This window comes from Rhizobium sp. BE258, from assembly GCF_031457345.1.
Lineage (GTDB): Bacteria > Pseudomonadota > Alphaproteobacteria > Rhizobiales > Rhizobiaceae > Rhizobium.
The window spans coordinates 126,822-153,288 of the sequence record NZ_JAVDWL010000001.1; the positions used below are offsets into that span (position 1 = coordinate 126,822).

The 26,467-nt window shown below is 62.4% G+C and carries 24 protein-coding genes; 11 read left to right on the forward strand and 13 right to left on the reverse strand.

Annotation, left to right across the window (positions count from 1 at the left end; translation table 11 throughout):
• Positions 1-7: 7 nt before the first annotated feature.
• Complete coding sequence (locus J2X43_RS00735) at positions 8-991, forward strand: ABC transporter permease (RefSeq protein ID WP_112386724.1); 984 nt, start codon at positions 8-10, stop codon at positions 989-991.
• On the opposite strand, the gene J2X43_RS00740 is transcribed toward J2X43_RS00735, so the two are convergent.
• Complete coding sequence (locus tag J2X43_RS00740; protein ID WP_112386723.1) at positions 988-1,713, reverse strand: SDR family oxidoreductase; 726 nt, start codon at positions 1,711-1,713, stop codon at positions 988-990. The genes J2X43_RS00735 and J2X43_RS00740 overlap by 4 nt on opposite strands.
• A 262-nt stretch (positions 1,714-1,975) precedes the next feature.
• On the opposite strand from J2X43_RS00740, the gene J2X43_RS00745 reads away from it, so the two are divergent.
• The 6 genes from J2X43_RS00745 (at position 1,976) to J2X43_RS00770 (ending at position 9,277) form a co-directional block, all read left to right on the forward strand.
• Positions 1,976-3,034 (forward strand): LacI family DNA-binding transcriptional regulator, encoded by a 1,059-nt coding sequence (locus J2X43_RS00745; RefSeq protein WP_112386722.1) that lies wholly within the window; start codon positions 1,976-1,978, stop codon positions 3,032-3,034.
• Positions 3,031-4,335 (forward strand): extracellular solute-binding protein, encoded by a 1,305-nt coding sequence (locus tag J2X43_RS00750; protein WP_112386721.1) that lies wholly within the window; start codon positions 3,031-3,033, stop codon positions 4,333-4,335. The genes J2X43_RS00745 and J2X43_RS00750 overlap by 4 nt, the downstream gene beginning before the upstream one ends.
• Positions 4,336-4,428: 93 nt before the next feature.
• Entirely contained in the window at positions 4,429-5,274 is an 846-nt protein-coding gene (locus J2X43_RS00755) for a carbohydrate ABC transporter permease (RefSeq protein WP_112386720.1), read from the forward strand.
• Positions 5,271-6,104 carry a carbohydrate ABC transporter permease gene (locus tag J2X43_RS00760; RefSeq protein ID WP_112386719.1) on the forward strand — a complete coding sequence of 278 codons (834 nt, stop codon included), beginning with the start codon at positions 5,271-5,273 and terminating at the stop codon, positions 6,102-6,104. The genes J2X43_RS00755 and J2X43_RS00760 overlap by 4 nt, the downstream gene beginning before the upstream one ends.
• Positions 6,105-6,117: 13 nt before the next feature.
• The gene (locus J2X43_RS00765) at positions 6,118-8,208 is read left to right on the forward strand and encodes an ADP-ribosylglycohydrolase family protein (RefSeq protein WP_112386718.1); all 2,091 of its coding nucleotides are present in this window, start codon (positions 6,118-6,120) and stop codon (positions 8,206-8,208) included.
• A gap of 10 nt (positions 8,209-8,218) precedes the next feature.
• Entirely contained in the window at positions 8,219-9,277 is a 1,059-nt protein-coding gene (locus J2X43_RS00770) for an ABC transporter ATP-binding protein (protein WP_112386717.1), read from the forward strand.
• A gap of 27 nt (positions 9,278-9,304) precedes the next feature.
• Here the strand turns inward: J2X43_RS00770 and J2X43_RS00775 are convergent, their stop codons facing one another.
• The 7 genes from J2X43_RS00775 to J2X43_RS00805 form a co-directional block, all read right to left on the reverse strand.
• Positions 9,305-10,123, reverse strand: a complete 819-nt coding sequence (locus J2X43_RS00775) for a phosphate/phosphite/phosphonate ABC transporter substrate-binding protein (protein WP_112386716.1) — start codon at positions 10,121-10,123, stop codon at positions 9,305-9,307.
• Between the two features lie 8 nt (positions 10,124-10,131).
• The gene (gene solA / locus J2X43_RS00780; RefSeq protein WP_112386715.1) at positions 10,132-11,274 is read right to left on the reverse strand and encodes an N-methyl-L-tryptophan oxidase; all 1,143 of its coding nucleotides are present in this window, start codon (positions 11,272-11,274) and stop codon (positions 10,132-10,134) included.
• Positions 11,275-11,284: 10 nt separating this feature from the next.
• Positions 11,285-12,772, reverse strand: a complete 1,488-nt coding sequence (gene hutH / locus J2X43_RS00785; RefSeq protein ID WP_112386714.1) for a histidine ammonia-lyase — start codon at positions 12,770-12,772, stop codon at positions 11,285-11,287.
• Positions 12,769-13,545 carry an ABC transporter ATP-binding protein gene (locus J2X43_RS00790; protein WP_112386713.1) on the reverse strand — a complete coding sequence of 259 codons (777 nt, stop codon included), beginning with the start codon at positions 13,543-13,545 and terminating at the stop codon, positions 12,769-12,771. Before J2X43_RS00790 ends, hutH begins: the two co-directional genes overlap by 4 nt.
• A 12-nt stretch (positions 13,546-13,557) precedes the next feature.
• On the reverse strand, positions 13,558-14,262 hold the full coding sequence (locus J2X43_RS00795) for an ABC transporter permease (RefSeq protein WP_112386712.1): 705 nt from the start codon (positions 14,260-14,262) through the stop codon (positions 13,558-13,560).
• Positions 14,262-14,987 (reverse strand): ABC transporter permease, encoded by a 726-nt coding sequence (locus tag J2X43_RS00800; protein ID WP_112386711.1) that lies wholly within the window; start codon positions 14,985-14,987, stop codon positions 14,262-14,264. Before J2X43_RS00800 ends, J2X43_RS00795 begins: the two co-directional genes overlap by 1 nt.
• Before the next feature lie 99 nt (positions 14,988-15,086).
• On the reverse strand, positions 15,087-15,926 hold the full coding sequence (locus J2X43_RS00805; RefSeq protein ID WP_112386756.1) for a transporter substrate-binding domain-containing protein: 840 nt from the start codon (positions 15,924-15,926) through the stop codon (positions 15,087-15,089).
• 179 nt (positions 15,927-16,105) lie between these two features.
• Between J2X43_RS00805 and hutC the strand changes: the two genes are divergently transcribed.
• Complete coding sequence (gene hutC / locus J2X43_RS00810; protein ID WP_112386710.1) at positions 16,106-16,858, forward strand: histidine utilization repressor; 753 nt, start codon at positions 16,106-16,108, stop codon at positions 16,856-16,858.
• Positions 16,859-16,890: 32 nt separating this feature from the next.
• Here the strand turns inward: hutC and J2X43_RS00815 are convergent, their stop codons facing one another.
• Both J2X43_RS00815 and J2X43_RS00820 read right to left on the reverse strand, forming a co-directional pair.
• Positions 16,891-18,246 (reverse strand): sigma-54 dependent transcriptional regulator, encoded by a 1,356-nt coding sequence (locus J2X43_RS00815; RefSeq protein ID WP_112538730.1) that lies wholly within the window; start codon positions 18,244-18,246, stop codon positions 16,891-16,893.
• Complete coding sequence (locus J2X43_RS00820; RefSeq protein ID WP_310290109.1) at positions 18,243-20,096, reverse strand: ATP-binding protein; 1,854 nt, start codon at positions 20,094-20,096, stop codon at positions 18,243-18,245. The genes J2X43_RS00815 and J2X43_RS00820 overlap by 4 nt, the downstream gene beginning before the upstream one ends.
• Positions 20,097-20,318: 222 nt before the next feature.
• Here J2X43_RS00820 and J2X43_RS00825 point away from each other — a divergent pair, with 222 nt between their 5' ends.
• Entirely contained in the window at positions 20,319-21,644 is a 1,326-nt protein-coding gene (locus J2X43_RS00825; RefSeq protein WP_405049552.1) for a dicarboxylate/amino acid:cation symporter, read from the forward strand.
• Between the two features lie 73 nt (positions 21,645-21,717).
• Here the strand turns inward: J2X43_RS00825 and J2X43_RS00830 are convergent, their stop codons facing one another.
• On the reverse strand, positions 21,718-22,323 hold the full coding sequence (locus J2X43_RS00830; RefSeq protein WP_112386707.1) for a TetR/AcrR family transcriptional regulator: 606 nt from the start codon (positions 22,321-22,323) through the stop codon (positions 21,718-21,720).
• A gap of 101 nt (positions 22,324-22,424) precedes the next feature.
• Here J2X43_RS00830 and J2X43_RS00835 point away from each other — a divergent pair, with 101 nt between their 5' ends.
• Both J2X43_RS00835 and J2X43_RS00840 read left to right on the forward strand, forming a co-directional pair.
• A complete protein-coding gene (locus J2X43_RS00835; RefSeq protein WP_112386706.1) occupies positions 22,425-23,255 on the forward strand; it encodes an SDR family NAD(P)-dependent oxidoreductase in 831 nt (276 codons plus the stop codon).
• 99 nt (positions 23,256-23,354) lie between these two features.
• On the forward strand, positions 23,355-23,987 hold the full coding sequence (locus J2X43_RS00840; RefSeq protein ID WP_112444406.1) for an NAD-dependent dehydratase: 633 nt from the start codon (positions 23,355-23,357) through the stop codon (positions 23,985-23,987).
• Between the two features lie 22 nt (positions 23,988-24,009).
• Here J2X43_RS00840 and J2X43_RS00845 read toward each other — a convergent pair whose 3' ends face one another.
• Together J2X43_RS00845 and J2X43_RS00850 are read right to left on the reverse strand one after the other, a co-directional pair.
• Positions 24,010-24,837, reverse strand: a complete 828-nt coding sequence (locus J2X43_RS00845; RefSeq protein WP_112386705.1) for an endonuclease/exonuclease/phosphatase family protein — start codon at positions 24,835-24,837, stop codon at positions 24,010-24,012.
• 90 nt (positions 24,838-24,927) lie between these two features.
• Positions 24,928-26,391: a phosphatidylserine/phosphatidylglycerophosphate/cardiolipin synthase family protein gene (locus tag J2X43_RS00850; RefSeq protein ID WP_112386704.1), complete on the reverse strand. Its 1,464-nt coding sequence runs from the start codon at positions 26,389-26,391 to the stop codon at positions 24,928-24,930.
• Positions 26,392-26,467 lie beyond the last annotated feature (76 nt).

The following is a 26,467-nucleotide window of genomic DNA, read 5'->3' on the forward strand; positions in this document are numbered from 1 at the left end:
CACCGAGATGCTTTCCGCCCTCTTCAAACCCTTCGCCCCGAAATCCGCCGGTGACCTTGCCCGCCTCGGCGTACTGATCGCGCTGGCCGCGCTCATTCTCTTCGGCGCCCTGCGCTACGAGAATTTCCTGTCGCCCTTCAATATCCTGAGCTTCCTGCGCTACAATTCGATGTTCGCGCTGATCGCGCTCGGCATGGCCTTCGTGATCATGACCGGCGGCATCGATCTCTCCGTCGGCGGGGTTGCGGCGCTGGCAAGCGTCGTTTCCGCACTCGCCTCGCCCTATGGCTGGGCGGCGGGGCTGGTGGCGGGCGTCGGCGCCGGTCTGCTCGTCGGCATGCTCAACGGCTTCGTCATCTCCAAGATGCGGATTCAGCCGTTCATCGCCACACTGGCCGCTATGCTCGCCGCCTATGGCACCGCCTTGCTGCTAGCTGACAATCAATCGGTCTCCGTCGACTACGACACCGCTTTCGTATCGATCGGCCAGGACGATTTCCTCGGCTTTCCGATCCCAGCCTGGATCGCGCTCGCTGCTTACATCGCCGGATGGATTTTCCTCGAACGCCGCCCCTCCGGCCGCCATATTCTGGCGATCGGCGATGGCGAGCACACGGCCGCGCTGATGGGCCTGAAGGTCAATCGCACGCTGTTTGCGATCTATGCTCTCTCGGGCGCGCTTGCCGGACTTGCAGGCGTGATCCTCGCTGCCCAGTTCGGCGCGGGACAGCCGACCGAAGGCGTCGGCTGGGAGCTTTTCGCCATCGCCTCGGTCGTCGTCGGCGGCACGCTCCTGACCGGCGGATCCGGGTCGGTCGGGGCAACGCTGGCAGGCGCGCTGCTGCTAGGCATGGTCTTCAACGTGTTGAATTTCGAGAACGGTCTCGGCTGGATCTCGCTGTCTGCCTATTGGCAATCGGTGATTCGCGGCGCTTTCCTGCTCGTCGTCGTCATCCTGCAGGCACGGCTGACGGCCAAATCGGCCACCTAGGAAACCGCGAGACCGCCATCGACAGGCAGCGACACACCGTTGACCATCGATGCACCGTCGCTGAGCAGAAACAGGATCGCCTCGGCGACCTCGTCCGGATCGAGGAACCGGCCAAGCGGAATGCGGGCCTTGACCGGATCGGCCTTGGCCGGATCGCTCCAGGCAAGCTCGCCCATCGGCGTCAGCGTCACCGTCGGGTTGACGCTGTTAACCCTGATGCCTGACGGGCCGAGCTCGGCTGCCATCACCCGCGTCATCGCATCGAGCGCTGCCTTCGAGGCGCAATAGGCGGTGTGATTGGCGACACCGCGCCGCGCCGCATCGCTGGAAACGTTGACGATCGCGCCCTTGATGCCGCGGGCCAGCCAATCCCGCACCACGATCTGCGACAGCACCATCGGCGCGACCGTGTTGACGTTCATCACCCGGTTGAATTCCGCGAGATCACTGGTCACGAAGCTCTGCAGCACGGTCGTTCCGGCGCAGTTGACGAGCAGATCGACCGGAAGCGCCAGGCGGACCGCCGCTTCAATCGCACCGATCCCGGCAAGGTCGGCGCAGATCGTCTCGCAGGCGATCTCCGCGGCAAGGCTCGCCAGATCATCGGCACTGCGGCTGAGAGCGACGACCTTTGCCCCGCGCTTTGCCAGCATCACCGCCGTCGCCCGGCCGATGCCCTTGCCAGCTCCCGTCACCAGCACGCGGCGCCCATTCCAATCCATTCTGTCGTCCTCCTGCTCCTTCATTGGGCCGGATCATGAATGGCGAGCGAAGCGAAATCCACATCTATCGTGACGCCCGTGCCGGAAATTCTGCCGGGACCGCGCCCCCTCCAACCCTCTGAAATAGCGCTTGCATCCGCATCCGCTAAAGACGCCGCGATAGGCTAAAGCGGACGGGGGCTCCAGCGAACTTAAATATCGCCATTGACTAATTGATACGTAGCAATAAGTTGTTGCTACGTATCAATTATGGATATCTCAGGTGACGGGACGGCGGATTACGCAGAAGGAGGTGGCCGAAAGAGCGGGCGTTGCGCAAGCCACCGTCTCGCTGATCCTCAATGGTGGCCGTGAGAAGGTTACGCCTGAGACCGCCGAACGCATCGAGGCGGCAATCCTGGAACTCGGCTATCAGCCGAACCGGTTTGCGCAGGCGCTGCGGACCAAGCGGACCTATGTGATCGCCTGCGTGGTTCCGGATCTCGCGAACCCCTTTTATCCCTCGCTCGTCGTTGCCGTGCAGAAGGTCGCGCGCGCCGCCGGCTACGAAGTGGTGACGATCGATACCGAGGGCGAGCTGAACAATGAGCGGCAGGTGATCCTAGCCGCGCAGCAGGGCCGCTTCGACGGCGTGGTCGGCGTATTCTTCAAGACCAGCGCCAGGGATCTCGCGCCGCTCGGCAAGACGGGCGTTCCCGTCGTCCGTATCGAAGTCTCCAGGAAGGTCGGCGGCCCGCTGCCGATCGACAACCTGTTCATCGACAACGTCGCCGCCGCCCGGACGCTGACCAAGCACCTTCTGAACCTCGGCCACCGGTCGATCGCCATGATCGCAGCGCCCGGCGGTCCGCAGCAGGTCCGCCTGCAGGGCTATCTCGAGGCGATGGCGACCATGGGTGCCGCGCCGATCGTGCTGGAAGCCGCGCATTTCACGCTGGAGGGCGGGCGCGAGATCGCCGACCGCCTGCTGGAAAGCGGCCGTCCGGTCAGCGCCATCATCGCGGCCAACGACCTGATGGCGATCGGCACCATGCAGAGCCTCGCCGCCCACGGCCTGTCCGTTCCCGGCGACGTTTCGGTTGCCGGTTTCGACGACATTCTGGCGGCAGCGCTGGTGACACCGGCACTGACGACAGTCGCACAGTTTCAGGATCGGATCGGCGCCCGCGCCGCCGAGAAACTGATCGAACGGCTGGCAGACGGGGCCTCCGAACCCGGCCAGGCAGAAGAAATGCCATACGAACTCATCATCCGCGCCTCGGTTGCCCCCTTCAAGGGACAGCCGGAGCACATGCATCAAACCAGGGAGGAAACATTATGACCAGGCTGAAGCTTTTCGCCGCCACCGCATTGATTGCCAGCACGTCGCATATCGCCATCGCGCAGGAGAAGGTCTCTTGGTGGTACGAACAGGCGACCCCGGACCAACAGAAGCTGATCCAGAAAGATATCGTCGAGCCCTTCGCCAAGGCCAATCCCGATTACAGCCTTGTCATCGACTATCGCGGCAACGAACTCGACAAGCAGCTGCGCGTTGCCATGCTCTCCGGCAACGGTCCTGATGTCGTCTATACGGCAGGCCCGAGCTATGTCGCGCCGATGGCCCAGTCCGGCCAGCTGATGCCGCTGGATGACTATGCCGCCAAGTACAAGTGGCAGGACCGTATCCTGCCGGTCTTCCTGAAGATGGGCGAGTATAACGGCAAGATCTACGCCCTGCCAAAGACCTACGAAACGGTCGGCCTGTTCTACAACAAGACGCTGTTTGCCCAGAAGAACTGGCAGGCACCGAAGACGCTGGACGAACTCGAGACCGTCGCCGACGCCATGCTGAAGGACGGCATCACTCCGTTTGCGGCAGGCAATGCCGATTGGCGCGGCGCAAACGAGTGGTTCGTGACACTGGCGCTCAACTCGGTTGCCGGCCCCGAAAACCTGAACAAGGCGCTGCGCGGCGAAATGCCCTGGACCGCCGAGCCCTTCGTCAAATCGATCGACCGGCTGAATTCCTGGTGGCAGAAGGGTTATTTCGGCAAGAATTACTTCTCGGTGACGAGCAGCGAACAGGCAGCAGACGCCATGGCATCCGGCAAGGCCGGGATGATGCCGACCGGCACCTGGCAGTTCCAGAATGTCGATACCTACGGCAAGAAGGCAGGCAGCGAGGCGGGCTTCGTCGGCTTCCCGAGTGCTTCGGGCGACCCGGTCTTCCCGCTCGGCATCGGCTCCACCTTCTCGATCGCCACCAAGGCCAAGAACCCGGATGGCGCGGCAGCGGCGATCAACTATGTCTTCTCGCCTGAAGTCTACGAGACGATGAATTCGGCCTGGCAGGGCGAATGGAACATTCCACTGAAGGATATCTCCAACGTCAAGATGGCGAGCGAAGTGACGCCGCTCTTTACCGAGACGATGAAGAACCTCTCCTCATCGGTAAACGACGGCAAATACGGCTACACGACCTGGACCTTCCTGCCGCCGGCGACAGACAGCTATGTCATCAACGGCATCGAGGAAGTCTGGCTGAAGAAGACAACGACCGCCGACTTCCTCGCCAAGATGGACGCTTCCTTCCAGAAGGAAATGAAGGCCGGAAAGGCGCCTGCGGTCCCGGCCCGCTGATCAAAATGGCCGTGAGGGCGCAGCTTCGGCGCCCTCACCTTCGCCTGCGCCGCGTCGGCGCGGGAGTGGCCTGTTTGCCTTGAAAGGTCTGCAATGCACCGACTTTACGTCCTGCCGACATTGATCATCAATGTCGTCATCATCGCCATACCGGCGCTGCTCACGGTGGCTCTCGCCTTCTTCGAATGGGACGGCATCAGCACGCCCGTGTTCGTCGGCCTCGACAATTTCCAGGCCCTTTGGGACGACAGCGTGTTCTGGACGGCGTTGACCAACAACATCATCTGGACGCTTATCTTCCTGACGGTACCGATCGCCATGGGCCTGCTGGCAGCCACCATGATGCTGGTCGTGCGCCGCGGCTCGAACTTCTTCCAGGTCGTCTATTTCCTGCCTGTTATCATCGCCACGGCGATCACCGGCCGTGTCTGGCAGGGCATGATCTATTCGCCGGTCACCGGCATCACCGGCCTTCTGCAGCGCATGGGTCTCGATATCGCCAATCCTCTGACCGAGACGTCGAGCGCGCTCTATGGTATCGCGGTCGTCGACCTCTGGCATTGGTGGGGCTTCCTCTGCGTCATCTTCTTCGCGGCCCTGCGTCAGGTGCCGAACGAACAGATCGAAGCGTCGCGCATCGAGGGTGCAACCTTCTTCCAGACCATCCGCTATGTCCTCCTGCCAGGCATCATGCCGACCATCACGCTGATGATGATCATGACCGTCATCTGGTCGTTCCTGGTCTTCGACTTCGTCTACATCCTGACCCAGGGCGGCCCGGCCTATTCCTCCGAAGTGCTATCGACCTTCGCCTATCGCTCGGCCTTCTACGACCTTGCTGTCGGCAAGGCGGCAGCGATCTCGGTGGTGATCAGCCTCTTCGGCCTGGCCGCAACCGTCTTCTACATCCGCGCCCAAGCGACGGAGTTCGAACAATGAACATCACCGAAAGCCGCCTCACCTTCGCGATCGTCTACATCACCCTGTCGGTGCTGCTGATCGTCACCCTGTTTCCCATCGCGCTGACCGTGCTCAACGCATTGAAGCCATCGGCAGAGATCGTCCAGAATCCGCTGGCGCTCCCCTCCGTCATCCGCTGGGACAATTTCACCCGCGCCTGGACGGACGCGAATTTCGGCCAGACGCTGCTGAACTCCGCCGTGCTGACGGGCCTGACGATCATCCTCGTCTGCTCGACCGGATCGCTGACCGCCTATGTTCTGGCCCGCCAGAAGATCAAGCGCTGGAAAATCCTGACCTTCTATCTCTTGGCCAGCACCACCGCGCCGATCCAGCTCTTCCTCTTCCCGCTCTATTTCGGCTTTGCCCGCTTCGGGCTGATCAACAACCCTGTCGCCGTCGCCTTCATCTATACGGCGGTCTATTCGCCCTTCGCGATCATGCTGCTGCGGACTTACTTCCTTGCGGTTCCCAAGGAGCTGGAGGAAGCAGCGCTGATCGACGGGGCGACGCATTGGCAGGTGTTCCGCCGCGTCTTCCTGCCGATCGTCTCGCCCGGGATCCTGACGGTGGCGCTGATCATCGGCCTCTATTCCTGGAACGAGTTCCTGATCGCCACGACGTTCCTGCAGGGCCAGGACAGGCTGACGGCCGTCGTCTCGTTCTTCCTGCTTTCCGGCCAATACTCGTCCGACTGGGGTGAGATCATGGCCGCCGCCCTCATCATCATTCTTCCCATCGTAATCCTCTTCGTCCTGCTGCAGCGCCACTTCATCGAAGGAATGGCCGGCGGTTCGGTGAAGGGCTGATCAAGGAGTTCGCATGTCCATTCCCGCAGACTACAACAACCGCGTCTATGCAGGCGTTCTCGGCAAGCTGATCGGCGTCTATCTCGGCCGCCCGTTCGAGAACTGGCGCTACAAGGACATTCTCGAAAAGCTCGGCCCGATCACCTATTACGTCCATGACCGCCTCGGCGATCCGCTGATCGTCACCGATGACGACGTGGCCGGGACCTTCACCTTCCCGCGAGCGCTTGACGACTACGGCATCTCGCCGGATCTGTCGGCCGAAGACATCGGCAAGGCCTGGCTGAACTACATCATCGAGGAACGTTCGATCCTCTGGTGGGGTGGTGCCGGCAATTCGACGGAACACACCGCCTGGCTCAACCTACAGCGCGGCATTCCGGCGCCGGCCTCCGGTTCGATCGCCGTCAACGGCGCCACCGTTGCCGAGCAGATCGGCGCGCAGATTTTCATCGACGGCTGGGCGCTGGTCTCCCCCGGCAACCCGGCGCAGGCCGCCAAGCTGGCACGCGCCGCAGGCTCCGTCAGTCACGACGGAGAAGCGGTGAATGCCGCCGTCCTCTGGGCTGCGATGGAGGCGGAGGCCTTCGTCAGCAAGGATGTGAACCATCTGCTCGATACCGGCCTTGCGCATATCCCGAAGGACAGCCTGATCGCCAGGCTGATCGCCGATATCCGCGGCTGGACATCGGGCAACGAGGATTGGGAAGCGACGCGTCAGAAGATCGAGGACAATTACGGTTACGACAAATATCCGGGCAATTGCCATGTCGTGCCCAACCACGCGCTGATGATCATGGCGCTGTTGCATGCGCCGCACGACTTCCAGCGCGGCCAGATGATCGTCAACACCTCCGGTTGGGATACCGATTGCAACGCCGGCAACCTCGGCTGCCTGCACGGCATCATGCTCGGCCTCGACGGTCTCGATGCCGGTCCCGACTGGCGCGGCCCGGTCGCCGACCGTCTCTACATGTCGACCGCCGATGGCGGCCGCTCGATTGCCGACGCCGCCGACGTCTCGTTGTGGCTGGCCAATCTCGGTCGCAAGCTTGCCGGACAGACAGCCGAACCGGCGCCGAAGAATGGCGCGAAATTCCACTTCTCGCTGCCGGGCTCGGTCCAGGGCTTCCGTCCGCAGGCGGGCCAGACCGCTCTTGACGGGCTGAAGGTGACAGGAACCGGATCGGCGCTGGCGATCGATTACCAGGCGCTTGCCCAAGGTCGTGAGGCTGCGGCCACCACGCCGGTCTTCACGCCGCTCGAAGTCACCAAGATGCGCACCTACGATCTGGTCGCCAGCCCGCGCATCCATGCCGGACAGACGCTGCGCGCAACCATCCGCGCCGAAGCGGCAAACAGCGGCTCCGTCGAGGCGAAGCTCCGCATCCGCCACTATGATGGCAGCGATGCCCTCGTCGATATCGACATGCCCTCCGGCAAGCTTCTCAACCCCGGCAATTCGGCAGCGCTCGAATGGACCGTCCCCGCAACCGGCCACCAGCCGATCGCCGAAATCGGCCTGGTGTTGACGGCACCGCAGGGACGAGCAAACGGGCGGGTCCTGGTCGATGCGCTCACCTGGGATGGTTGCCCTGATGTGACCTTCAAGCGTCCGGAAGGCGCCAGCGACTTCTGGCGCCGCGCCTGGGTCAGCAATGTGCATTTCTTCTCGAAGAACTTCCCGCAGGACTTCCGCATCAGCCAGAACCGCGGTGAAGGATTGATCCTGCAGGGCACGCGCGACTGGACCGATTATGCTATCGAGGCCGACCTGATGCTGCATCTCGGCGATCACGGCGGCCTGGCGATCCGCGCCGAGGGACAGCGCCGCTACTATGCGGCTCTGGTTACCCGCGACGGCAAGCTGCAGATCGTCTGCCGCAAGGATGAGAAGCAGACGGTGCTCGCCTCGACCGCACTCCAGGTCGAATTCGAGACGCGCTTTACGATGAAGCTCTCGGCCAGGGGCGACAAGCTTTCCGCTACGGTCGGCGGCACCACGGTCGAAGCCAATGACCAGACCTTTGCCGGCGGATCGGCCGGACTGATCATTCACGAGGGAGCCCTCTCGGCCACCCGCATCCACATCGGCGCGGCGTAAGGAGATCCCCATGGCAAGTGTCACGATCGACAAGGTCGTCAAGCGCTACGGCAGCGCCGAGGTCATTCACGGGATCGATGCGGCGATCGGTGACGGCGAATTCGTCGTCCTGGTCGGCCCGTCGGGTTGCGGCAAGTCCACGCTGCTGCGGATGATCGCCGGTCTTGAGGACATTTCGGGCGGAACGATCTCGATCGGCGGCAAGGTGGTCAACACCCTACCCCCGAAGAGCCGCGACATCTCGATGGTGTTCCAGAACTATGCGCTCTACCCGCATATGACCGTCGAGGAAAACATGGCCTTCTCGCTGACGCTGGCGGGCGCCGGCAAGGCTGAGAAGGAAAAGAAGGTCCGCGAAGCGGCCGAGATTCTCGGCCTGGAAAGCCTGCTGCAGCGCAAGCCGAAGGCACTGTCCGGCGGCCAGCGCCAGCGCGTCGCGATGGGCCGTTCCATCGTCCGCAATCCGCAGGTCTTCCTCTTCGACGAACCGCTGTCGAACCTCGACGCCAAGCTGCGCGTGCAGATGCGCGGCGAAATCAAGAGCCTGCACCGCCGCCTCGGCACCACCATGGTCTACGTCACCCACGACCAGGTGGAGGCAATGACCATGGCCGACCGGATCGTCGTCATGCAGGCGGGCCGCATCGAGCAGATCGGCACGCCACTGGAACTCTACGACCGCCCGGCCAATGCCTTCGTCGCCCAGTTCATCGGCTCGCCGGCGATGAACCTGTTCCCGGCAACCGTCACCGGCGGCAAACTGATCCTGCAGAATGGCCAACCGTCGGGACTTGCAGCGCCATCAGCTGTTCAGGAAGGCCAGAAGCTGCTGATCGGCAAGCGGCCGGAAGAAATCGGCCTTGGGGCAGAAGGCGACCTGCACGCAACCGTCGAGAATATCGAGCCGACCGGCTCCGAAGCCTTCATCGAGCTCAAGCTCGGCGATCAACTCGTCTCGGTGGTGCTTCGCGAACGGCCATGGTTCGATGTCGGCAGCAAACAGACACTGACCCTCACCAAAGGCGCCGTTCACATCTTCGACGCGGCGTCGGGCAACAGGATCGGCTGAGGAAGCGCGCCGCCGGGAAGGCGGCGCTCATTTCAGCCTGTCGAAATCGCGGTAGCCGAATTCCTCGGCCTGCTTGGCAAGCGTCAGCAGCACTTCGTAACGGGCGTCCGGCAGGATGTCGAAATCGACCAGCCCCATCGTATCGCGCGCCACCGCAAGAAATGGCGCGCGGATCGAGGCCATGAGCGCTTCACGAAGCAGCTCAACCTGTTCGTCGGTTGCACCGCCAGACGTGATGAAGGGCAACCCGGGACTGGCAGGCGTGAGCGCAAGCTGCCGGATTTCAGTCACGCGCTCACGGTCGAAGCGTTGGATATTTGCAAGTGTAACGCAATCGATGGCCGCACAATCGGCGCGGCCCTGGGCAACCGCATCGATGCTGGCGCCATGGCTTCCCGTCTCGATAAAGGCAGCAAAGAAGCGCCCCTCCCGGGCAAGAGGAGTAACGGCGGCGCGCAGGAGATTGGCGCCGGAATTGCTGGTCGGGCTATTGATCGCCGCGACTGCGCCACGCAGATCTTCGATCGCAGCAAAAACCGAGTCGCGTCTGACGACGATGACGCTGCGCATCAGCGGCCCGTCGCAGCCCGGATGGCTGTAGACTGGCGTTGCGACGAGGCGGACCCTGCCCCGTAGCTGTGTCACATAGGGATAGCCGCAGGTCTGCGAGAGCAGGAGGTCGGGACGAAGCCAGGCTTCGTCATAGGCCAGATCGGTATCCAGACGATCCGGCAATCCTGAGACACCCGGGCGCGCGAGATATGCGCGCAGGAACTCCCAGAGTTCAGCGGTCGCCGCGGCAAGCGGCGGCGGGGTAACATACATTGCCAGGCAGACAAGATGCATCTTGTGCCTCAGCCGTTCGGGAAGTGCCGCGCAAACGAGAACAGGCCGTGCGGCAGCGCGCTGCCGCCCTCCAGCGCGAGATCCGCCAGAAGTTCGCCGATGACGCTGGTGAATTTGAAGCCGTGGCCGGAGCAGGCGGAGGAGACGACGACATCAGGCGCACCCGGCACATGATCGATCAGGAAGTCCTCGCTCGGCAGCATCGTGTAGCGGCAGGTCGTCGCCCGCACCCGCATCGAAGCCGCATGCGGCAGACGCTTGAGGACGAAGCTGTCAAGAAGCGCGGTATCGGCCTCGTTGACGGGCGGATTGGGAGCACGCGGATCGATCGGCTCGCGGAAATGCGCGTGACGGCCGACCTTGACGCCGTCGATGCCGATATTCGGAAAACCGAAATAGGATCCGCCCTCGCCGTCATCCCGCAGGAAGCAGGGCATGCGCTGCGGCTCGGCAACGAAGCCATCGGATGGCTGATACCAGGCCACCACCTGGCGGATCGGCACGGCACGCGACCGCAGTTGCGGCACGAGCTCGGCGATCCAGGCGCCGGTCGCAACGATGACCTTGCGTGCGCGGTAGGTCGCGGTGCCCGAGACGATCGTCACGCCATTGCCGCTCTGGTCGATCGAAAGCACCGGTTCGCCGAAATGCAGCGCAGCACCGTGTTCGGCGGCCAGCTTCAGGTAGCCCATGATCGCGGCTTCAGGCTTGACATAACCGCCCTGCGGATCGAGCAGCCCGATCTCGCCGTCATCGAGGGCAAAGGCCGGAAACCGCCGCGCCATCTCCTGCTTGTCGAGGATCTGATGCGCCAGGCCATGCATCTCACAGGATGCCTTCGTTCCGCTGACGATCTTGCTGTCCGGTGCGCCGATCTGCAGCACGCCTGTGACGGTCAGGATATCGGTTCGCAGCTGTGCTTCCAGCGCCCGCCAGTTTTCATAGGCACGCTGCAGCAGCGGCACATAGGACGGGTCTTCGAAATAGCCGAGCCGGATGAGACGGCTGTCACCATGCGACGAGCTGAGCGCATGGGCCGGGAAATAGGCTTCGAGCCCGATGACTTTGGCACCGCGCGATGCCGCGAAGGCGGCGGCCGAACTCCCCATGGCACCAAGACCGATGACGGCGACATCGAATTCTGCAGACATGTCCATTCTCTCACTCGGCCGGCTGATGGGTTGATATCAGGGTTCGGAGCGCCTCGATATCGCCATGCAACGGCCGGTCGTCATGGTAATGGCCTGCAACGCCGCGCACCATCGCGTGAATGGCGCCGGTTCCGGTGGCGCGTGCACCGTTGACGGCCACGAAATCATGCGCCTGCGCTGCCGCCATCAGTTCGACGGCCAAGATATATTCGGCGTTATCGATGATGGCGAGCAGCTTGTTTGCCGCCGCCGTCGGATGGGCCAGGAAGTCCTCCTGCAAACCGGAGGTGATGCCGCCGTCGAGCGAGGCGGGTGCCGCGAGACGGCGATTTTCGTTGGCAAGTGCCACAGCGGTATATTGCGCGATCATGAAGCCCGAATGGCTGCCGGCATCGCTGGCGAGAAACGGCGGCAACCCGCTGACAAGCGGATTGACCAGCCTGTCCGCGCGCCGCTCGCTCATTGCGCCGATCTGCGCGATCGCGATTGCGAGAGCATCGGCGGCCTGCGCCAGGGCGGGCGCCACGGCATGCGCTTCGGAGGACACCACGGGACGATCCGGCGTCCCGGAGATCGCGGGGTTGTCGGTCACGGAAGCCAGCTCCTGATCGACGATCCGGGCCGTCTCCTCGAACACGTCCCACGCAGCGCCGTGGGCGTGGGGCACCGAGCGGAGGCTGAGCGCGTCCTGCGTCCGTTTGCCCTTGGCGGCGTCGACCAGCGCGCTGCCCTTTAACCGGGAGCGTAAGCGCCCGCCTACCTTCGCAATACCTTTGGAAGGACGGAGCGACAGCACTGATTTCTCAAAAGCGGCTATCTGGCAGCCGACAGCTTCGAGCGTCAGCGCTGCGGCGGCGTCGGCCCAATCGAGCAGCCGTTCGGCGCGGGACAGGGCAACGGAAGACAAGCCCGTTGCGCAGGCCGTTCCGTTGACGAGGCTCAGGCCTTCCTTGGCTTGAAGCACAAGCGGCGCGAGCCCGATCGCGAGAAGTGCCTCGCGCCCCGTCATGCGCCGCCCGCCGACGGTTGCATGGCCCTCTCCGATCAGCACTAGAGCCGAATGGGCGTTGTGGGTGAGATATCCGGCCGATCCCCTGGACGGCACATCGGGAATGCAGTCCTTCGCGAGGAATGCCGTGAGATGTTCGAGGATTTCAGGGCGCACGCCGGAATGGCCGTGGCCGAAATTGGCGATCTGCGCAGCGATGATCGCGCGCACTTCGCGCGGCGCCAGCAGAGGACCGACACCGCAGGCATGGCTCAGAATGATATTGCGCGACAGGCGGCTCTGCGAGGTGCGGTCAACGACCGTGTCGGACAACGCGCCGACCCCGGTATTAATGCCATAAGCCCTGACGCCGCTTTCGACGATGCTCTCCACGATCTGTCTGGCGCGGGCGACACGGTCGCGTGCTGCGGCCGACAAGGCCAGAGCTTCACCCTCGCCAACGCGGGCGACATCGCGCCACGACAGACGTTCATGCAGGACGATGGTCATTGCCCGGTTCCGAAATGGCCGATGAACTGGCGGAAGGCCGGCGTGGCCGCACTGCCGAACATATCGTCGGGCGCGCCGCTGCTTTCGATCAGGCCTTCGCGCATGAAGACGACGCGGTTGGAAACGTTGCGGGCAAAGCTCATCTCGTGGGTGACGACGAGCATCGTCATGCCTTCCTCGGCCAGCGCGCGCATGACGCGCAGCACTTCGCCGACCAATTCCGGATCGAGCGCCGATGTCGGCTCATCGAACAGCATGACCTTTGGCTTCATGGCAAGGGCGCGAGCGATCGCGGCACGCTGCTGCTGGCCGCCGGAAAGATGCGCCGGATAGGCATGGCGCTTGTCGGCGATGCCGACCTTTTCCAGAAGCGCCTCGGCCTCGGCAATACACTCGGCCTTCGGGCGCTTCAAAACGTGGACCGGCCCCTCGATGACATTCTGCAGGATGGTCATGTGAGACCAGAGGTTGAAGCTCTGGAACACCATGCCGAGTTCGGAACGGATGTGGTCGACCTGCTTCTGGCTGGCAGGACGGCTGCTGCCGTTCTTGTGCACCATGCGGATTTGCTCGCCATCGACCCAGATCTCGCCATCGCTCGCGGTTTCCAGGAGATTGATACAGCGCAGGAAGGTCGACTTTCCCGAGCCGGAAGCGCCGAGCAGCGAAATAACATCGCCGTCCTGGGCCTCAAGGGAAATGCCGCGCAGGACCTCATGGGTGCCGAAGCTCTTGCGGATGTTGCGAACGGAAAGGCGTGTCACACCGGGCATCGCGGTTGCTCCTTAGGCCTTGAGTGCCGGCGGGATGGCGCGGCGGTGTTTGGAGAGTGAATATTCGAGCAGCGCCATGGCCTGCAGGATGATGAAGTTCAGCACCAGGTAGATGATGGCGGCGCACAGGAAGACTTCCATGGTGCGATAGGTCTGCGAAATCAGCCGCTGCGCGACGCCGGTGACTTCCCAGACGGTGACGAGGCTTGCGAGCGCTGTCGATTTCATCATCAGCACGATCTCGGTGGAATAGGCAGGCAGCGCATGACGGAAGGCGATGGGCGCGATGATCCGCCGGATCATCAGCATGCGCGGCATGCCGATGGCGCGGGCCGCCTCGATTTCCTTTGGCGAGACGGCGCGGATGCCGCTGCGGAAGATTTCCGCAGAGTAGCCTGCCGTGCAGAGCGCCAGCGAAAGCACGGCGCAGACCATTGGCTCGCGCAGGAAGGGCCAGAGGAAGGAGTAGCGGATGACGCCGAACTGACCAAGCCCGTAAAAGACCAGGAACATCTGGATCAGCAGCGGGGAGCCGCGGAAGATGAAGATGTAGCCCTTGGCGAAACCGGCCAGCAACGGATTGCCGCTGACGCGAAGCGAGACGATGACGAGCGCCAGCAGGCCGCCGAAAAAGATCGACAGCGAAAACAGGATCAGCGTCGTCGGCACTGCTTTCAGCAGCGTCACCATGGTGGAGAACAGAAATTCGAAATCCATCACGCTTGCCCCATCGCCGACGCAGGCATACTGCGGTTTGCGCGCCGTTCGGCGGTGTTGAAGATCCGGTCCGAGAGACTGGTGAGCAACAGATAGAGAAGGCCGCCGGCGATGAAAAACAGGAAATACTGACGCGTCGAGCCTGCGGCCACCTGGCTGGTGCGCATCAGCTCGGCGAGACCGGTGACGGAGATCAGCGCCGAATCCTTGAGGCTTAGCTGCCAGACATTGCCGAGACCGGGGATCGCGAAGCGCAGGACCTGCGGAATGATGACGCGCCGCAGGCGCAGCGCGCGCGGCATGCCGATCGCCGAGGCCGCTTCCAGCTCTCCCTTGGAGATCGCCAGAAAGGCGCCGCGATAGACTTCCGCCTGATAGGCGCCGGAGATGATGCCGACGGCAAGGGCGCCGGCGGCAAAGGAGGGCAGGCCGAGGAAGCCCTCGTAGCCTAGCCATTGACCGACGGATGTCACCGCCGCCGAGCCGCCGAAATAGATCAAATAGATGATCAGCAATTCAGGCACGCCGCGAAACACGGTCGTATAGATATTGCCGAGCGTCACCAGCAGCATATTGCCGGAGAGTTTGGTCGAGGCGATGATGGTGCCGAGTACGGCGCCGATCGCCAGCGCAGTCGCGGTCACGGCGAGCGTCATCAAGGTTGCAACAAGCAACAATGCGCCCCATCCGTTCGAGCCGAAGCCCAAGAGTCCCAAGGTTCCCATTGCGTCCGTTCCCGTCGATAGCAGCTTCAGGCGTCGAGATTATCACAGGCGTCTCCGGCAAGGTGCCGGAGACCGTATCGGTGATAGCCCGAAGGTTGCTTATTGCGGGCTGACGTCGACCTTGAACCACTTCATCGAGAGGGTCTTGACGGTACCGTCGGCCAGCGCGGACTTGATGGCTTCGCTGAACTTGTCGCGCAGGTCGGTGTCTTCCTTCCGGATGCCGAGACCTTCGCCCTCGCCCCAGATCGAGCCGGCGATTTCCGGGCCGGTGAAGGCAAGCGTATCGTTTGCCGACGCGAATGCGTTGTTGAAATAGACCGCGTCGTCGAAGCCGAGATCGATACGGCCGTTCTGCAGATCGAGATCGCGGTCGGCGCCGGTCTTGTATTCGCGGATTTCGGCGATCGAGCCGAAGTTGTCATAGACGAACTTCGCATAGACGGTCGCGGCCTGGATGCCGATCGTCTTGCCCTTGAAGGCTTCCTTCAGCGCATCGATTTCCTTCACGCCGGTCTGGCCGGGCGTCATCTTGATCGTCACGCCGGTACCGGCGGCATTTGCCAGCGGGCTATCCTTGGCGGTCGCGAAAGCGGCAGGCGTCGCGGCATAGGGAACGGTGAAGTCGATGATCTTCTTGCGCTCTTCGGTGATCGACAGCGCATCCATGATCACATCGAATTTGCCGGCATTCAGCGCCGGGATCATGCCGTCCCAGTCGGACGCGACAAGCTTGCATTCGATCTTGGCGCGCTCGCAGAGCACCTTGGCCAGTTCCGGCTCGAAGCCGCCTAGCGTGCCGTCGGCATTCGTCATGTTCCAGGGTGCGTAGGCACCCTCGAGGGTAATCGTCGCAGTCTTCCAGTCCTTGCCGAGAACCGGCGTTGCGAGAGCGGAGATTGCCACCGCTCCAGACACGATGATGCTATGCAATTTCATGTTCCAAACTCCTCTGAAATTCGATTGACCGTCTTTCCTGCCGATCTCCGCCGGCTTGCCTTTTGCGAAGATCATATCTCGCCGAAGGTTGTATAGGGTACCATATGAATAATTTTGTGATATGCAAGATGGAAAGTTGAGTTTTGCGGCAATTGCTGTCGATGCCAAGGGATTAGGCAATGAAACGTGCCGGTGAAATGAAGCGGGAATTGGCCGAGAATGACGCGACCCCGCTTTATGCGGGCGTCAAGCAGATCATTCTCGACAGGATTCACAGCGGCGAGTGGCCGCCCAAATACCGCGTACCGTCGGAAAACGAGCTAGTTGTCGAACTCGGCGTCAGCAAGATGACCGCCAACCGGGCGCTTCGCGAGCTTGCCAGCGAGGGCGAACTGGTGCGTATTCAAGGCGTCGGTTCGTTCGTTGCCGAACGCAAGGGCGTCTCCGCCCTCTTCGAAGTGCGCAACATCGCCGAGGAGATCGCCGAGCGCGGCCACGCCCATGAAGCGGCGGTTATCGTGCTGGCGCAGGAGACTGCATCGCCTGAAATGGCGGATGCATTGGGTCTGGAGATCGGCTCGGCGGTGTTCCATTCACTCGTCGTCCACAGCGAAAACGGCGTCCCGGTGCAGATCGAGGACCGCCACGTCCACCCGGATGCCGCCCCTGATTACCTTACTCAGGATTTCCGCAGCAAGACGCCGAACGCTTACCTCTCGGAAGTCGCACCGCTGACGGGCTCGGAACACATTGTCGAGGCGGTCATGCCGCAGCCTTGGGAATGCAAGCTGCTGACGATCCTGAAGTCCGAACCCTGCCTGACAATCCGCCGGCGGACATGGTCTTCACGCGGCGTCGTGTCCGTCGCGCGCCTCATCTATCCTGGCCACCGCTACCGGCTGGAAAGCCGCAACGGCGTAGAAGCCAAGTAGTTGTATATGGGAGTTAACGGTGATTTAACCGTTCACCGCTTGTCGGCGTAGTCGCTGCGAACGATCCCGTGACGCTGCATCTTGTCATAAAACGTCTTTCTCGGGATGCCCAAGGCGGCGATCGTCTGCTGCACGTTGCCACCGAACGAGATCAGTGTATCGCGAATGATCCCGGCTTCGTAGTGATCCAGCCGCTCGGGCAGCGGCACGCCGTTGGAAGCGCCGGGATCGGCCTTCGGCGGTTCGGGCTCGGCGGGCTGCATGCCCAGGACGGTGCGCTCGGCGAAATGCGAGAGTTCGCGGACATTGCCCGGCCAGTCATGATCCCGCAGATGGCGGCTGACGGTTGCGGTGATCTGCGGCACATCGCGATGGAAGCGGCGGGCCGCCCGCTCGGCAAAATAGCTGAAAAGCAGCGGAATATCGTCGCGCCGCTCGCGAAGCGGCGGGATCGCCAGCGTCACCACGTTCAGACGGTAATAGAGATCTTCCCGAAAACTCTGGCGTTGTCCGGGATCGCCGAGATCGACCTTCGCCGCCGCAACGATGCGCAGATCGACGGGGCGCACCTCGTTCGTTCCGAGCGGCGTCACCTGGCGCATCTCCAGAACACGCAGCATCTGCACCTGCGTCGACAGCGGCATGCTCTCGATCTCATCGAGAAACAGCGTACCGCCGCTCGAATGCTCGATCCGCCCGACGCGTTTCTTCTGCGCGCCGGTAAACGCGCCGGGCTCGTGGCCGAAAAGCTCGCTCTCGATGATCTGTTCGGGAAGCGCGCCGCAGTTCAGCGCCACGAAATTGCCTTTCGAACGGCGGCTCCAACCATGCAGCAGGCTCGCCACAACCTCCTTGCCACTGCCGGTTTCGCCGGTGACAAGCACATCGACATCGGTATCGGCGATCTGGCGCAGCATATGGCGCAGGCGCTCCATCACAGGGGTCTGCCCAATCAGAGGCATGCCCGGGTCGGCCTGCTGCGCGGCTTCGCGGAGATTGCGGTTTTCGATCACCAGCGCCCGCTTTTCGGCCGCACGCCGTACGCATTGAATCAGCCGCTCGGTGGCAAACGGCTTTGCAATGAAATCATAGGCACCGTCCTGGATCGCCTTGACGGCCATCTGGATATCTCCGTGGCCGGTCATCAGGATAACGGGTAGCTCGGCGTCGAGCTGGCGGATGCGCTCGAACATCTGCAATCCATCGAGGCCAGGCATGCGGATGTCCGACACCAGCACGCCCGGAAATGTGCGGTCGAGCTTGCCGAGCGCTTCCATCGCCGACGTGCAAAGCGTGACGTCGAAGCCGCCGAGATCGAGCGTCTGCCCGGTGGCGCGCAACAGATCCTTGTCGTCGTCAACGAGAATGACCGGGGCTGCCTTGCTCATGCGGAAACCTCCTTCAGATGGACGATGAAGCGGGTGCCGTCGGCCCCGCTCTCGACATCGATGCTGCCGCCATAGTCGGAGACAATGTCCTTGGAGATCACCAGGCCGAGGCCGAGGCCTTTTTCCTTGGAGGAATTAAAGGGTTCGAACAGGGCTTCGAGAATATCGGGGGCAATGCCCGGACCGTTATCGGCGACCGAAATGGCAACGCCGTCGCCGGAAACACCTGCCGAAACCGTCACCCGGCCGCCATCGCGCGCCTCCACGGCTTCCAGCGCATTCTGAAACAGGTTGATGAACACCTGCTCCAGCCGCAGCCGGGTGCCCATGACCTGCAGGCCTTCAGGGACAGGCTCGACGGTCAGCATCTCAAGCCGGCCGGTGAAACGGCTGCGCAGCAACATCAGCGCGCCGTCTATCATCTCCTCGACGCCAACCGCTTCGGGCGCCGTTCGTCCGCGCCGGGCGAGTGCCTTCAGATCCTCGGTGATGGTCCCGATCCGCTCCGTCAGTCCGGCAATCAGCGCAAGGTTCTCCGCAACCGGTTCGGTCTGCTGGCGCTTGAGATAGACCGCGGAATTGTCGGCATAGGCGCGGATCGTCGCGACCGGCTGATTGATCTCATGGGCGACACCGGCCGCGATCTGGCCGAGGATCGCCAGCCGGTTGGCATTGACCAGATCCTGCTGCACGCTCTGCAGCCGCGCATCGGTCGCCCGGTGACGGGTGATCTCGGCCTCGAGGCTATCGCGCGTCCGGCTGAGATCACGCGTCCGCTCGGCAACACGCTGCTCCAGCTCTTCGCGCGCCAGCTGCTCGCGCACGATGGTCATCAGCGCCACATCCCTGCGGCGCAGCCAGATGGCGGCAATGGCAATCACGGTCAAAAGCGCCAGCGCCGTCACCAGCAGGGCCTCGCGCACGGCCGCAGCCACCGGCAATTCGACCGGCAACAGATACTGAAACGTCCAGTTCGTCGAAGGCACAGGCGCTATGATCTTGAGATAGGTCGCGGCCCGGCCACCCGGAAGGATGGCGCGGATCAGCAGCGCGTCGGCTCCCAGCGCCTTCACCGGCCGGAAAGGCAGAGGCAAAAGCGGCGCATCGCCGAACTGCAGGCTCTCGCGGATCGAAAGCAGGCTATCGGCAGCAAGCGCTTCCGACGTCATGAACCGCCAGGAGGGCACGCTGGTGATCAGCACCACGTTGTTCTGATCGACCACGAAGGCCGGACGCTGCGTGTCGCTCCAATCGCTCTCCAGCTGATCGAACTCCATCTTGACGACAACGACGCCAAGCGGAGCCGATGCAGGCCCGATACGGTGCGAGATATAGAGCCCGGGGCGCTTGCTGACGGAGCCGAGCGCAAAATGCTCGGCCATCCCCTCCCGCATGCCGCGGGTGAAATAGCTGCGGAACGTATAGTCGTTTCCGACGAAACTCGTCGCTTCGTGCCAGTTGCTGGCCGAAACCGCGATACCATCCGCGTTGACCACGTAGATGACGGCGGCATTGGTGCCCTTGACCAGATCTTCCAGCTTGCCGCTCAACGCATCCTTCTTTTCCTGACCGGACTGGGTCAGCGCGTCCTCCACATCGCGGTCACGCGACAGCAGAAGGGGCAGCGCACGCGGCCGTTCCAGAACGGCCTGAAGCAGGGCAACCTTCAGATTGGCATCGGTGCGGCCCTGCTGTTGCAGCGCCGAAAGTGCTGCAGAGCGCCCATAGATCGCCGCAGTGGTCAGTGCGGCAGCCGCGATCAGCGCCGATATCAGCGCAAAGACGACCCACGTCCGGCGAATGCCGAGGCGAAGGCGCGCGTCTTCCGCGGATGGAACGGCTATGGCCATCGCCAATATTGAGCACAAAACCGCACTTCATTCAATATAATCCGTGCGGATTTACGCACATTCCGCATCAGACGACTTGCAGACCAATGTATAGTCTCAAAATAAATCAATGCCTTAGTCAGAATTTCCGAGTCTGGCACGCCGATTGCTGATCGTTCTGCGACGAAACGCAATTCGCCCCGGGAGAGCCAAATCCTTGGTTGGGGCTTCATGGAGGATATCATGGACATTGCACACCAAGACACGCAGCCGCGTGCGCCTCTGCCGTTCTACCGGCATCTTTACGTACAGGTGATCGCCGCCATTGTCGCCGGCATCCTGCTCGGCCACTTCTATCCGGATACCGGTACGGCGCTGAAGCCGCTCGGCGATGCCTTCATCAAGCTCGTGAAGATGATCATCGCCCCGGTTATTTTCCTGACGGTCGCGACCGGCATTGCCGGAATGTCCGATCTGAAAAAGGTCGGACGCGTTGCCGGCAAGGCGATGATCTACTTCCTCGTCTTCTCGACGCTGGCGCTCGCCGTCGGCATGCTGATCGCCAACGTTCTGCAGCCGGGCGCCGGAATGCATATTTCCGCCGCCTCGCTCGATGCGAATGCCGTCTCCAGCTATGCCAGCAAGGCGCATGACGCGACCATCACCGGCTTCCTGATGAACATCATTCCGGACACGATCGTCGGCGCCTTCGCCCAGGGCGACATCCTGCAGGTGCTGTTCTTCTCGGTGCTCTTCGGTATCGCGCTCGGCATGGTCGGCGATCGCGGCAAGCCAGTTCTCGACTTCCTGAACGCGTTGACTGCACCGATCTTCCGCCTTGTCGCCATCCTGATGAAGGCAGCACCGATCGGCGCGTTCGGCGCCATGGCCTTCACCATCGGCAAATACGGCATCGGCTCGATCGCCAACCTCGCCTTCCTGATCGGCACGTTCTACCTGACGTCACTGCTCTTCGTGATCGTCGTGCTCGGCGCTGTTGCCAAGTACAACGGCTTCTCGATCTTCGCGCTGATCCGCTACATCAAGGAAGAGCTTCTGCTGGTTCTCGGCACCTCGTCGTCGGAAGCCGCCCTTCCCGGCCTAATGCAGAAGATGGAACGGGCCGGCTGCAAGCGATCCGTCGTCGGTCTGGTCATCCCGACCGGCTATTCGTTCAACCTCGACGGCACCAACATCTACATGACGCTGGCAGCCCTGTTCATCGCCCAGGCAACCGACACGCCGCTCACCTTCGGCGACCAGATCCTGCTGCTGCTCGTCGCGATGCTGAGCTCCAAGGGTGCCGCAGGCATCACCGGCGCCGGCTTCATCACGCTTGCGGCAACACTCTCTGTCGTCCCGTCCGTCCCAGTGGCCGGCATGGCGCTGATCCTCGGCATCGACCGCTTCATGTCGGAATGCCGCGCCCTCACCAACTTCGTCGGCAACGCGGTCGCAACTGTCGTCGTCGCCCGCTGGGAAAACGAACTGGACGAAGGCATGCTGGCCCGAGCGCTTTCCGGTCAGGCAACCGAAGAGCCGGTCCCGGTTCTTCAGGCCGCCGAATAATTCCTCCCAGGGAAGAGACCCGGTCTCCGGAAGGCCCGCCGCTTGCGGCGGGCTTTTCCGTTTGCGGCTCGCTTTATGCGAGATCGAGTGGGCGCTGAAGAAGATCAAAACCCTCATCGATATAGTACGTGAGCGGATGTGCGCCATTTGCCTGCCGCCAGTTCTCCTTGGCGAAGCGAAGTGTTCCCATTGCGGTGATCGCCGCCAGCCGCAGTGCCGACCGCCCTGCCTCACCCGGCCATAATTCGTACATCGCCTCCGCCAGCACGTCCTCCAACTGAATGTGAAGCGCATCCTTGCGCAGCCGAAGCGTTTCCGTCGAGCGCAGGATCCGGTCGGCGAGAATGGATTCCTTGCTTTCATATCTTGAAGCAAGAATCAGGAATGTCTTGCGAGCAGCCTCCAGCGGCGGCTGGTCCGGTGACTGCGCAAGAAAGGTGGGGCGCAGCATGTCGGGAATGCCGCCGCTCTCGTGCGCCAGGAGAACATCCTCCTTCGACTTCAAATAAGAAAAGAACGTCCGGCGCGATATTCCCGACGCCGCCGCGATCGCGTCAAGCGTGGTGGCCTCGTAGCCATTCTCCATGAACAGTTTCAGGCCTGCTTTTGCGATGCGGTCGAGCGTCGATCTGCGTTTGCTTTCGCGCAAGCCGATGGGGGCGGTGTCAGCGGTTTCCATGACCACAACTCTTACCGCAAAAAAGGCGCTTGCCAAACTTGCACTCAGTGCGATATTTATTTTCTGCACTCAGTGCAATTATATCAACGGAGAAGCGCAATATGACATCGGCCAAAGTTTGGTTCATCACCGGAGCGGCGCGAGGATTTGGGCGTGTCTGGGCTGAAGCCGCCCTGCGGCGCGGCGACAAGGTCGCTGCCACCGCACGAGACATCACATCGCTCGAAGAGCTCGCAGCAGCTCATGGTAATGCAATTCTGGTACTGCCTCTCGATGTTGCGGATCGCGGCGCGGTATTCGAGGCGGTCGGCAACGCGCACAGGCACTTCGGGCGTCTGGACGTCGTTGTGAGCAATGCCGGCTATGGCTATTTCGGGGCTATCGAGGAGATCGAGCCCGAGCAGGCCAAGGCCAATTTTGAAACGAACGTGTTCGGCACGCTGTGGCTGATGCAGGCCACCTTGCCGATCCTGCGGGCGCAGGCCAGCGGTCACATCATAACGGTGTCGAGCATCGGCGGCGTCATCGGCTTTCCGACCGGCGGGACATATACGGCAACCAAATTTGCGGTCGAAGCCATTTCAGAGGGATTGGCCGGTGAAGTCGCAGCATTCGGCATCAAGGTCACGATCCTTGAGCCGGGCCACTTCACCACCGGCTTCGGCTCATCGGCCCGGTCTGCACCGGCGATCGACATCTACAACCCGATACGCCAGGCCATTCGCGCCTCGTTCAAGCCGGAAGACTTCGGCGATCCGGAAGCAACAAGTGCGGCACTGTTTCAGGCCGTGGACGCAGATCAGCCACCGCTCCGCTTGGCGCTCGGCACGGGAACGATCGTGAAATTCAAATCGGTCTACGAGGCGCGGCTGAAAAATTGGGGTGAATGGGAAGCCGTGACGTACGCCGCTCAAGGCCGCCCGGACGCCTAAGCCATATAAGCCCCGGGAATTGCTTGACGGCTTCCGGGGCCAGGGCATTCTCTATGCCTGACAAGGCCGGCGTGATCTCACCCTATGAAAGAGCTGAAGATGAAGCTGCTATTGCTTGGCGCAACGGGACTGGTCGGCAACAAGGCATTGGAGTTGGCACTTGCCAACGCCGCGATCTCCGAAGTCGTCGCGCCGACAAGAACGCCGCTGCCTGCCCGCGACCGGTTGTTGAACCCCGTTGCCCCGCGTCTGGAGGCGCTTGTTCAAACCTCCATATCGTACCAGCCGGACGCAATCCTGTGCGCGCTCGGAACAACACAAGCTAAGGCTGGTTCGAAGGAAGCATTTCGCTACGTCGACCACGAATTACCGGTCGCGTTCGGCCAAGCGGCGTTTGACGCCGGCGTCAAAACCTATGCCATCGTCAGCGCCGTTGGCGCATCGGAAAAGTCCATGAATTTCTATTCGCGGACGAAAGGCGAGGTCGAGCGGGACATCCGGAATATCGGTTTTCGATCCCTGACGATCTGCAGGCCGAGCCTGATCGGCGGAGAGCGTAGCGAGACGCGGCGGGCGGAGAGAGCGGCACTCGCCGTGGTTCGGCTTCTGGCGCCGGTCCTGCCGAAGAAGTTTCATCTCAATCCGGCGGAAAGGATTGCCGCAGCCGCGCTCGACGCGGTCATCGCCGCAAAGCCGGGATGTCATTTCATCTATGCTGAACAGATGCGCTGACATCATTCGATAGCGACAGAATCTATGCCTTCGCCAGTTTCTCTATCGTCTGCAGATTGATCACCGCCTTGATCGGCAGATGATCAGAGGCAACGCGCGACAGCGGCGTATCATGCGCTTCAATCGTCGTCAGAACGCCCTTGCGGTTGGCGATGATGCGATCGAGCGCCAGGATCGGCAGTCGCGCCGGGAAGCTTGGAACAGCCGGCGGCTGCGGCCCGAAAGCCGATTGAAAGCTGTTCAGCGACGAGCGGTCGCCGAGCCGCCATTCGTTGAGATCGCCAAGCAGGATCGTCGGCATCTCGTGCCGGTCGGCCATCAGTTCGACCAGCATCTGCGCCTGACGGGCGCGCGAATGGCGCAGCAGGCCGAAATGCGCGGCGATGATGCGCAGTGCCCCGCCACGCTCCAGCTCGATTTCGGCCACCAACGCGCCGCGCGGCTCAAGGCCGGGGAGCTTGATCTGGTGGACGTCGCGCACCAGGCCTTTCTTGAAAAGCACGACATTGCCGTGCCAGCCATGCGCCTTCGCCATGCCGGTGATCGGCACCGGGATAAGGCCGGTCTCGCGCTCCAGACGGGCAAGATCGAGAATGCCGGTGCGCTCGCCGAAACGCGTGTCGGCCTCCTGAAGCGCGATCAGGTCGGCATCAATCTCGTGGATGACGCGGCTGGTCCGCTCAGGGTCGAACCGCCGGTCAGCGCCGACGCATTTGTGCACGTTGTAGGAGGCGATCAATGTGCCTTCGGCACGCGGCCGCGCTTCGGCAAGGGCGGCGTCAAGCCGCTTCTTCCTGTTGCGGATCGAGGCCAGGATGCTGGCGGGGATACTGTCTTTTCTGGCATGCATCGGAGTGGGCAAAGGCTCCGTTGATCGAAAATAGCTCTCCCGGGATTATAGGCGGCACAACAGAAGCTGCCATAGGGGAAGCGCAGAAAATCAGAGATAGGGCGAGCCGAGCCAGAGAACCTTCTCGACGAGACGAACCAGGAAGGGCCGGGCGCGCAAGCCCTCCAGCGTCACCGGCGTTGCCGTGCGCAGCACCTCTTCGGCGTGCTCGTCGATCTCGGCTGCAAATCCTTCATTGAACACTTCGAGATCGATCTCGAAATTCAGACGCAGCGACCGCGGGTCGATGTTGGAGGAACCGACATAAGCCCAGGCGCCATCGACCGTCATAAGCTTGGAATGGCTGAAGCTGCCGGTCGCCCGCCAGATTCGGCAGTAATTCTTGAGGATCTGGTCAAACTGCGCCGTCATTGCCCGGTCGACCAGCATCAGATTGTTGACGGCGGGAACGATGATATCCACCTCGACGCCGCGCCGCGCCGCCGTCACCAGCGCGCTGATCAGTTCACGATCCGGCAGGAAATAGGGAGACATGATGCGGATCGATTTTCGCGCGACAGAGAAGGCACCCATCAGCATCTTGTGATTGGTTTCGACGCTGCGGTCCGGCCCCGATGCAACGACGCGCATGAACACCGGATCACCCGGCTCGCGCTCCGGCGTGGCGGTCTGCCAGGCCGCGCTGTTCAAAAGCTCTCCCGTCGCAAACCGCCAGTCTTCGGCGGCGACATCGAACAGATCGGCGACGGCCGGACCGGTGACAGAAAAATGCGTGTCGCGGGCATAGCTCTCGCCCGACATCTCCTCGCTGAACCCTTCGCGGATATTCATCCCGCCGGTCAGCGCCAGCCGCCCATCGACAATGACGATCTTGCGGTGGGTCCTGAGATTCGCATAGGGCAGCCTGAGGCCTATGATGACGTTGCCGTTAAAGACCGAGACGGTCACGCCGCCCTCGGCGAGATAGCCGAGGATGCTCGGCACGGAATAGCGGGCGCCGACGGCATCGATCAGGACCCGCACTTCCACGCCGCGCTTGACGGCCGCTATCAGCGCATCGGCGATCCTGAGGCCGATCCTGTCGCGGTCGAAGATATAGGTCTCCAGCAGAACGCTGCGCTCGGCACCATCGATCGCCGCCTTCATTGCACGATAGGCATCGTCACCCGTTTCCAGCATGTCGATCGTGTTGCCCGTTGTCAGCGGATTGCGCGCAACGCGGTCGCCGAGCGTCTGCATGGCGGCAAAGCGGTAGCCATAGCCGCTGATCACCATCTCCGCATCGGCATCGAAGGTCTCGAGCTCGTCCAGCGCTTCATCGGGCAGCAGTTCATCGCGCCGGATACTCAGCGACTTGCGGCGGATGCGATTGACGCCGGCAATGGCATAAAGCACGGCACCGACGATCGGCGACAGGATGATGACGCCGACCCAGCCGATCGCGGCGCGCACTTCCTCCTTGGTCATGGCGGCGTGAATCGCCGCCGCGGCTCCCATGGCGATCGAGATGATGAAAAGAATATGCGGCCAGTAGGTCGAGATGAGATAAAACATCGGTCAGGAATATAGCCGCGAAATGGCAGCGTTCAATTCGCCACTCTTCGCGTCAGGCGTGAATCTTTCATGCGGC

Excerpts from the sequence above, each read along its gene's own strand:
- J2X43_RS00735 (WP_112386724.1), top strand. The coding sequence starts at position 8 with ATGCTTTCCGCCCTCTTCAAACCCTTCGCCCCGAAATCCGCCGGTGAC.
- J2X43_RS00740 (WP_112386723.1), bottom strand. The coding sequence starts at position 1,713 with ATGGATTGGAATGGGCGCCGCGTGCTGGTGACGGGAGCTGGCAAGGGC.
- J2X43_RS00750 (WP_112386721.1), top strand. The coding sequence starts at position 3,031 with ATGACCAGGCTGAAGCTTTTCGCCGCCACCGCATTGATTGCCAGCACG.
- J2X43_RS00755 (WP_112386720.1), top strand. The coding sequence starts at position 4,429 with ATGCACCGACTTTACGTCCTGCCGACATTGATCATCAATGTCGTCATC.
- J2X43_RS00760 (WP_112386719.1), top strand. The coding sequence starts at position 5,271 with ATGAACATCACCGAAAGCCGCCTCACCTTCGCGATCGTCTACATCACC.
- J2X43_RS00765 (WP_112386718.1), top strand. The coding sequence starts at position 6,118 with ATGTCCATTCCCGCAGACTACAACAACCGCGTCTATGCAGGCGTTCTC.
- J2X43_RS00770 (WP_112386717.1), top strand. The coding sequence starts at position 8,219 with ATGGCAAGTGTCACGATCGACAAGGTCGTCAAGCGCTACGGCAGCGCC.
- J2X43_RS00775 (WP_112386716.1), bottom strand. The coding sequence starts at position 10,123 with ATGCATCTTGTCTGCCTGGCAATGTATGTTACCCCGCCGCCGCTTGCC.
- solA (WP_112386715.1), bottom strand. The coding sequence starts at position 11,274 with ATGTCTGCAGAATTCGATGTCGCCGTCATCGGTCTTGGTGCCATGGGG.
- hutH (WP_112386714.1), bottom strand. The coding sequence starts at position 12,772 with ATGACCATCGTCCTGCATGAACGTCTGTCGTGGCGCGATGTCGCCCGC.
- J2X43_RS00790 (WP_112386713.1), bottom strand. The coding sequence starts at position 13,545 with ATGCCCGGTGTGACACGCCTTTCCGTTCGCAACATCCGCAAGAGCTTC.
- J2X43_RS00795 (WP_112386712.1), bottom strand. The coding sequence starts at position 14,262 with ATGGATTTCGAATTTCTGTTCTCCACCATGGTGACGCTGCTGAAAGCA.
- J2X43_RS00800 (WP_112386711.1), bottom strand. The coding sequence starts at position 14,987 with ATGGGAACCTTGGGACTCTTGGGCTTCGGCTCGAACGGATGGGGCGCA.
- J2X43_RS00805 (WP_112386756.1), bottom strand. The coding sequence starts at position 15,926 with ATGAAATTGCATAGCATCATCGTGTCTGGAGCGGTGGCAATCTCCGCT.
- hutC (WP_112386710.1), top strand. The coding sequence starts at position 16,106 with ATGAAACGTGCCGGTGAAATGAAGCGGGAATTGGCCGAGAATGACGCG.
- J2X43_RS00815 (WP_112538730.1), bottom strand. The coding sequence starts at position 18,246 with ATGAGCAAGGCAGCCCCGGTCATTCTCGTTGACGACGACAAGGATCTG.
- J2X43_RS00820 (WP_310290109.1), bottom strand. The coding sequence starts at position 20,096 with ATGGCCATAGCCGTTCCATCCGCGGAAGACGCGCGCCTTCGCCTCGGC.
- J2X43_RS00825 (WP_405049552.1), top strand. The coding sequence starts at position 20,319 with ATGGACATTGCACACCAAGACACGCAGCCGCGTGCGCCTCTGCCGTTC.
- J2X43_RS00830 (WP_112386707.1), bottom strand. The coding sequence starts at position 22,323 with ATGGAAACCGCTGACACCGCCCCCATCGGCTTGCGCGAAAGCAAACGC.
- J2X43_RS00835 (WP_112386706.1), top strand. The coding sequence starts at position 22,425 with ATGACATCGGCCAAAGTTTGGTTCATCACCGGAGCGGCGCGAGGATTT.
- J2X43_RS00840 (WP_112444406.1), top strand. The coding sequence starts at position 23,355 with ATGAAGCTGCTATTGCTTGGCGCAACGGGACTGGTCGGCAACAAGGCA.
- J2X43_RS00845 (WP_112386705.1), bottom strand. The coding sequence starts at position 24,837 with ATGCATGCCAGAAAAGACAGTATCCCCGCCAGCATCCTGGCCTCGATC.
- J2X43_RS00850 (WP_112386704.1), bottom strand. The coding sequence starts at position 26,391 with ATGTTTTATCTCATCTCGACCTACTGGCCGCATATTCTTTTCATCATC.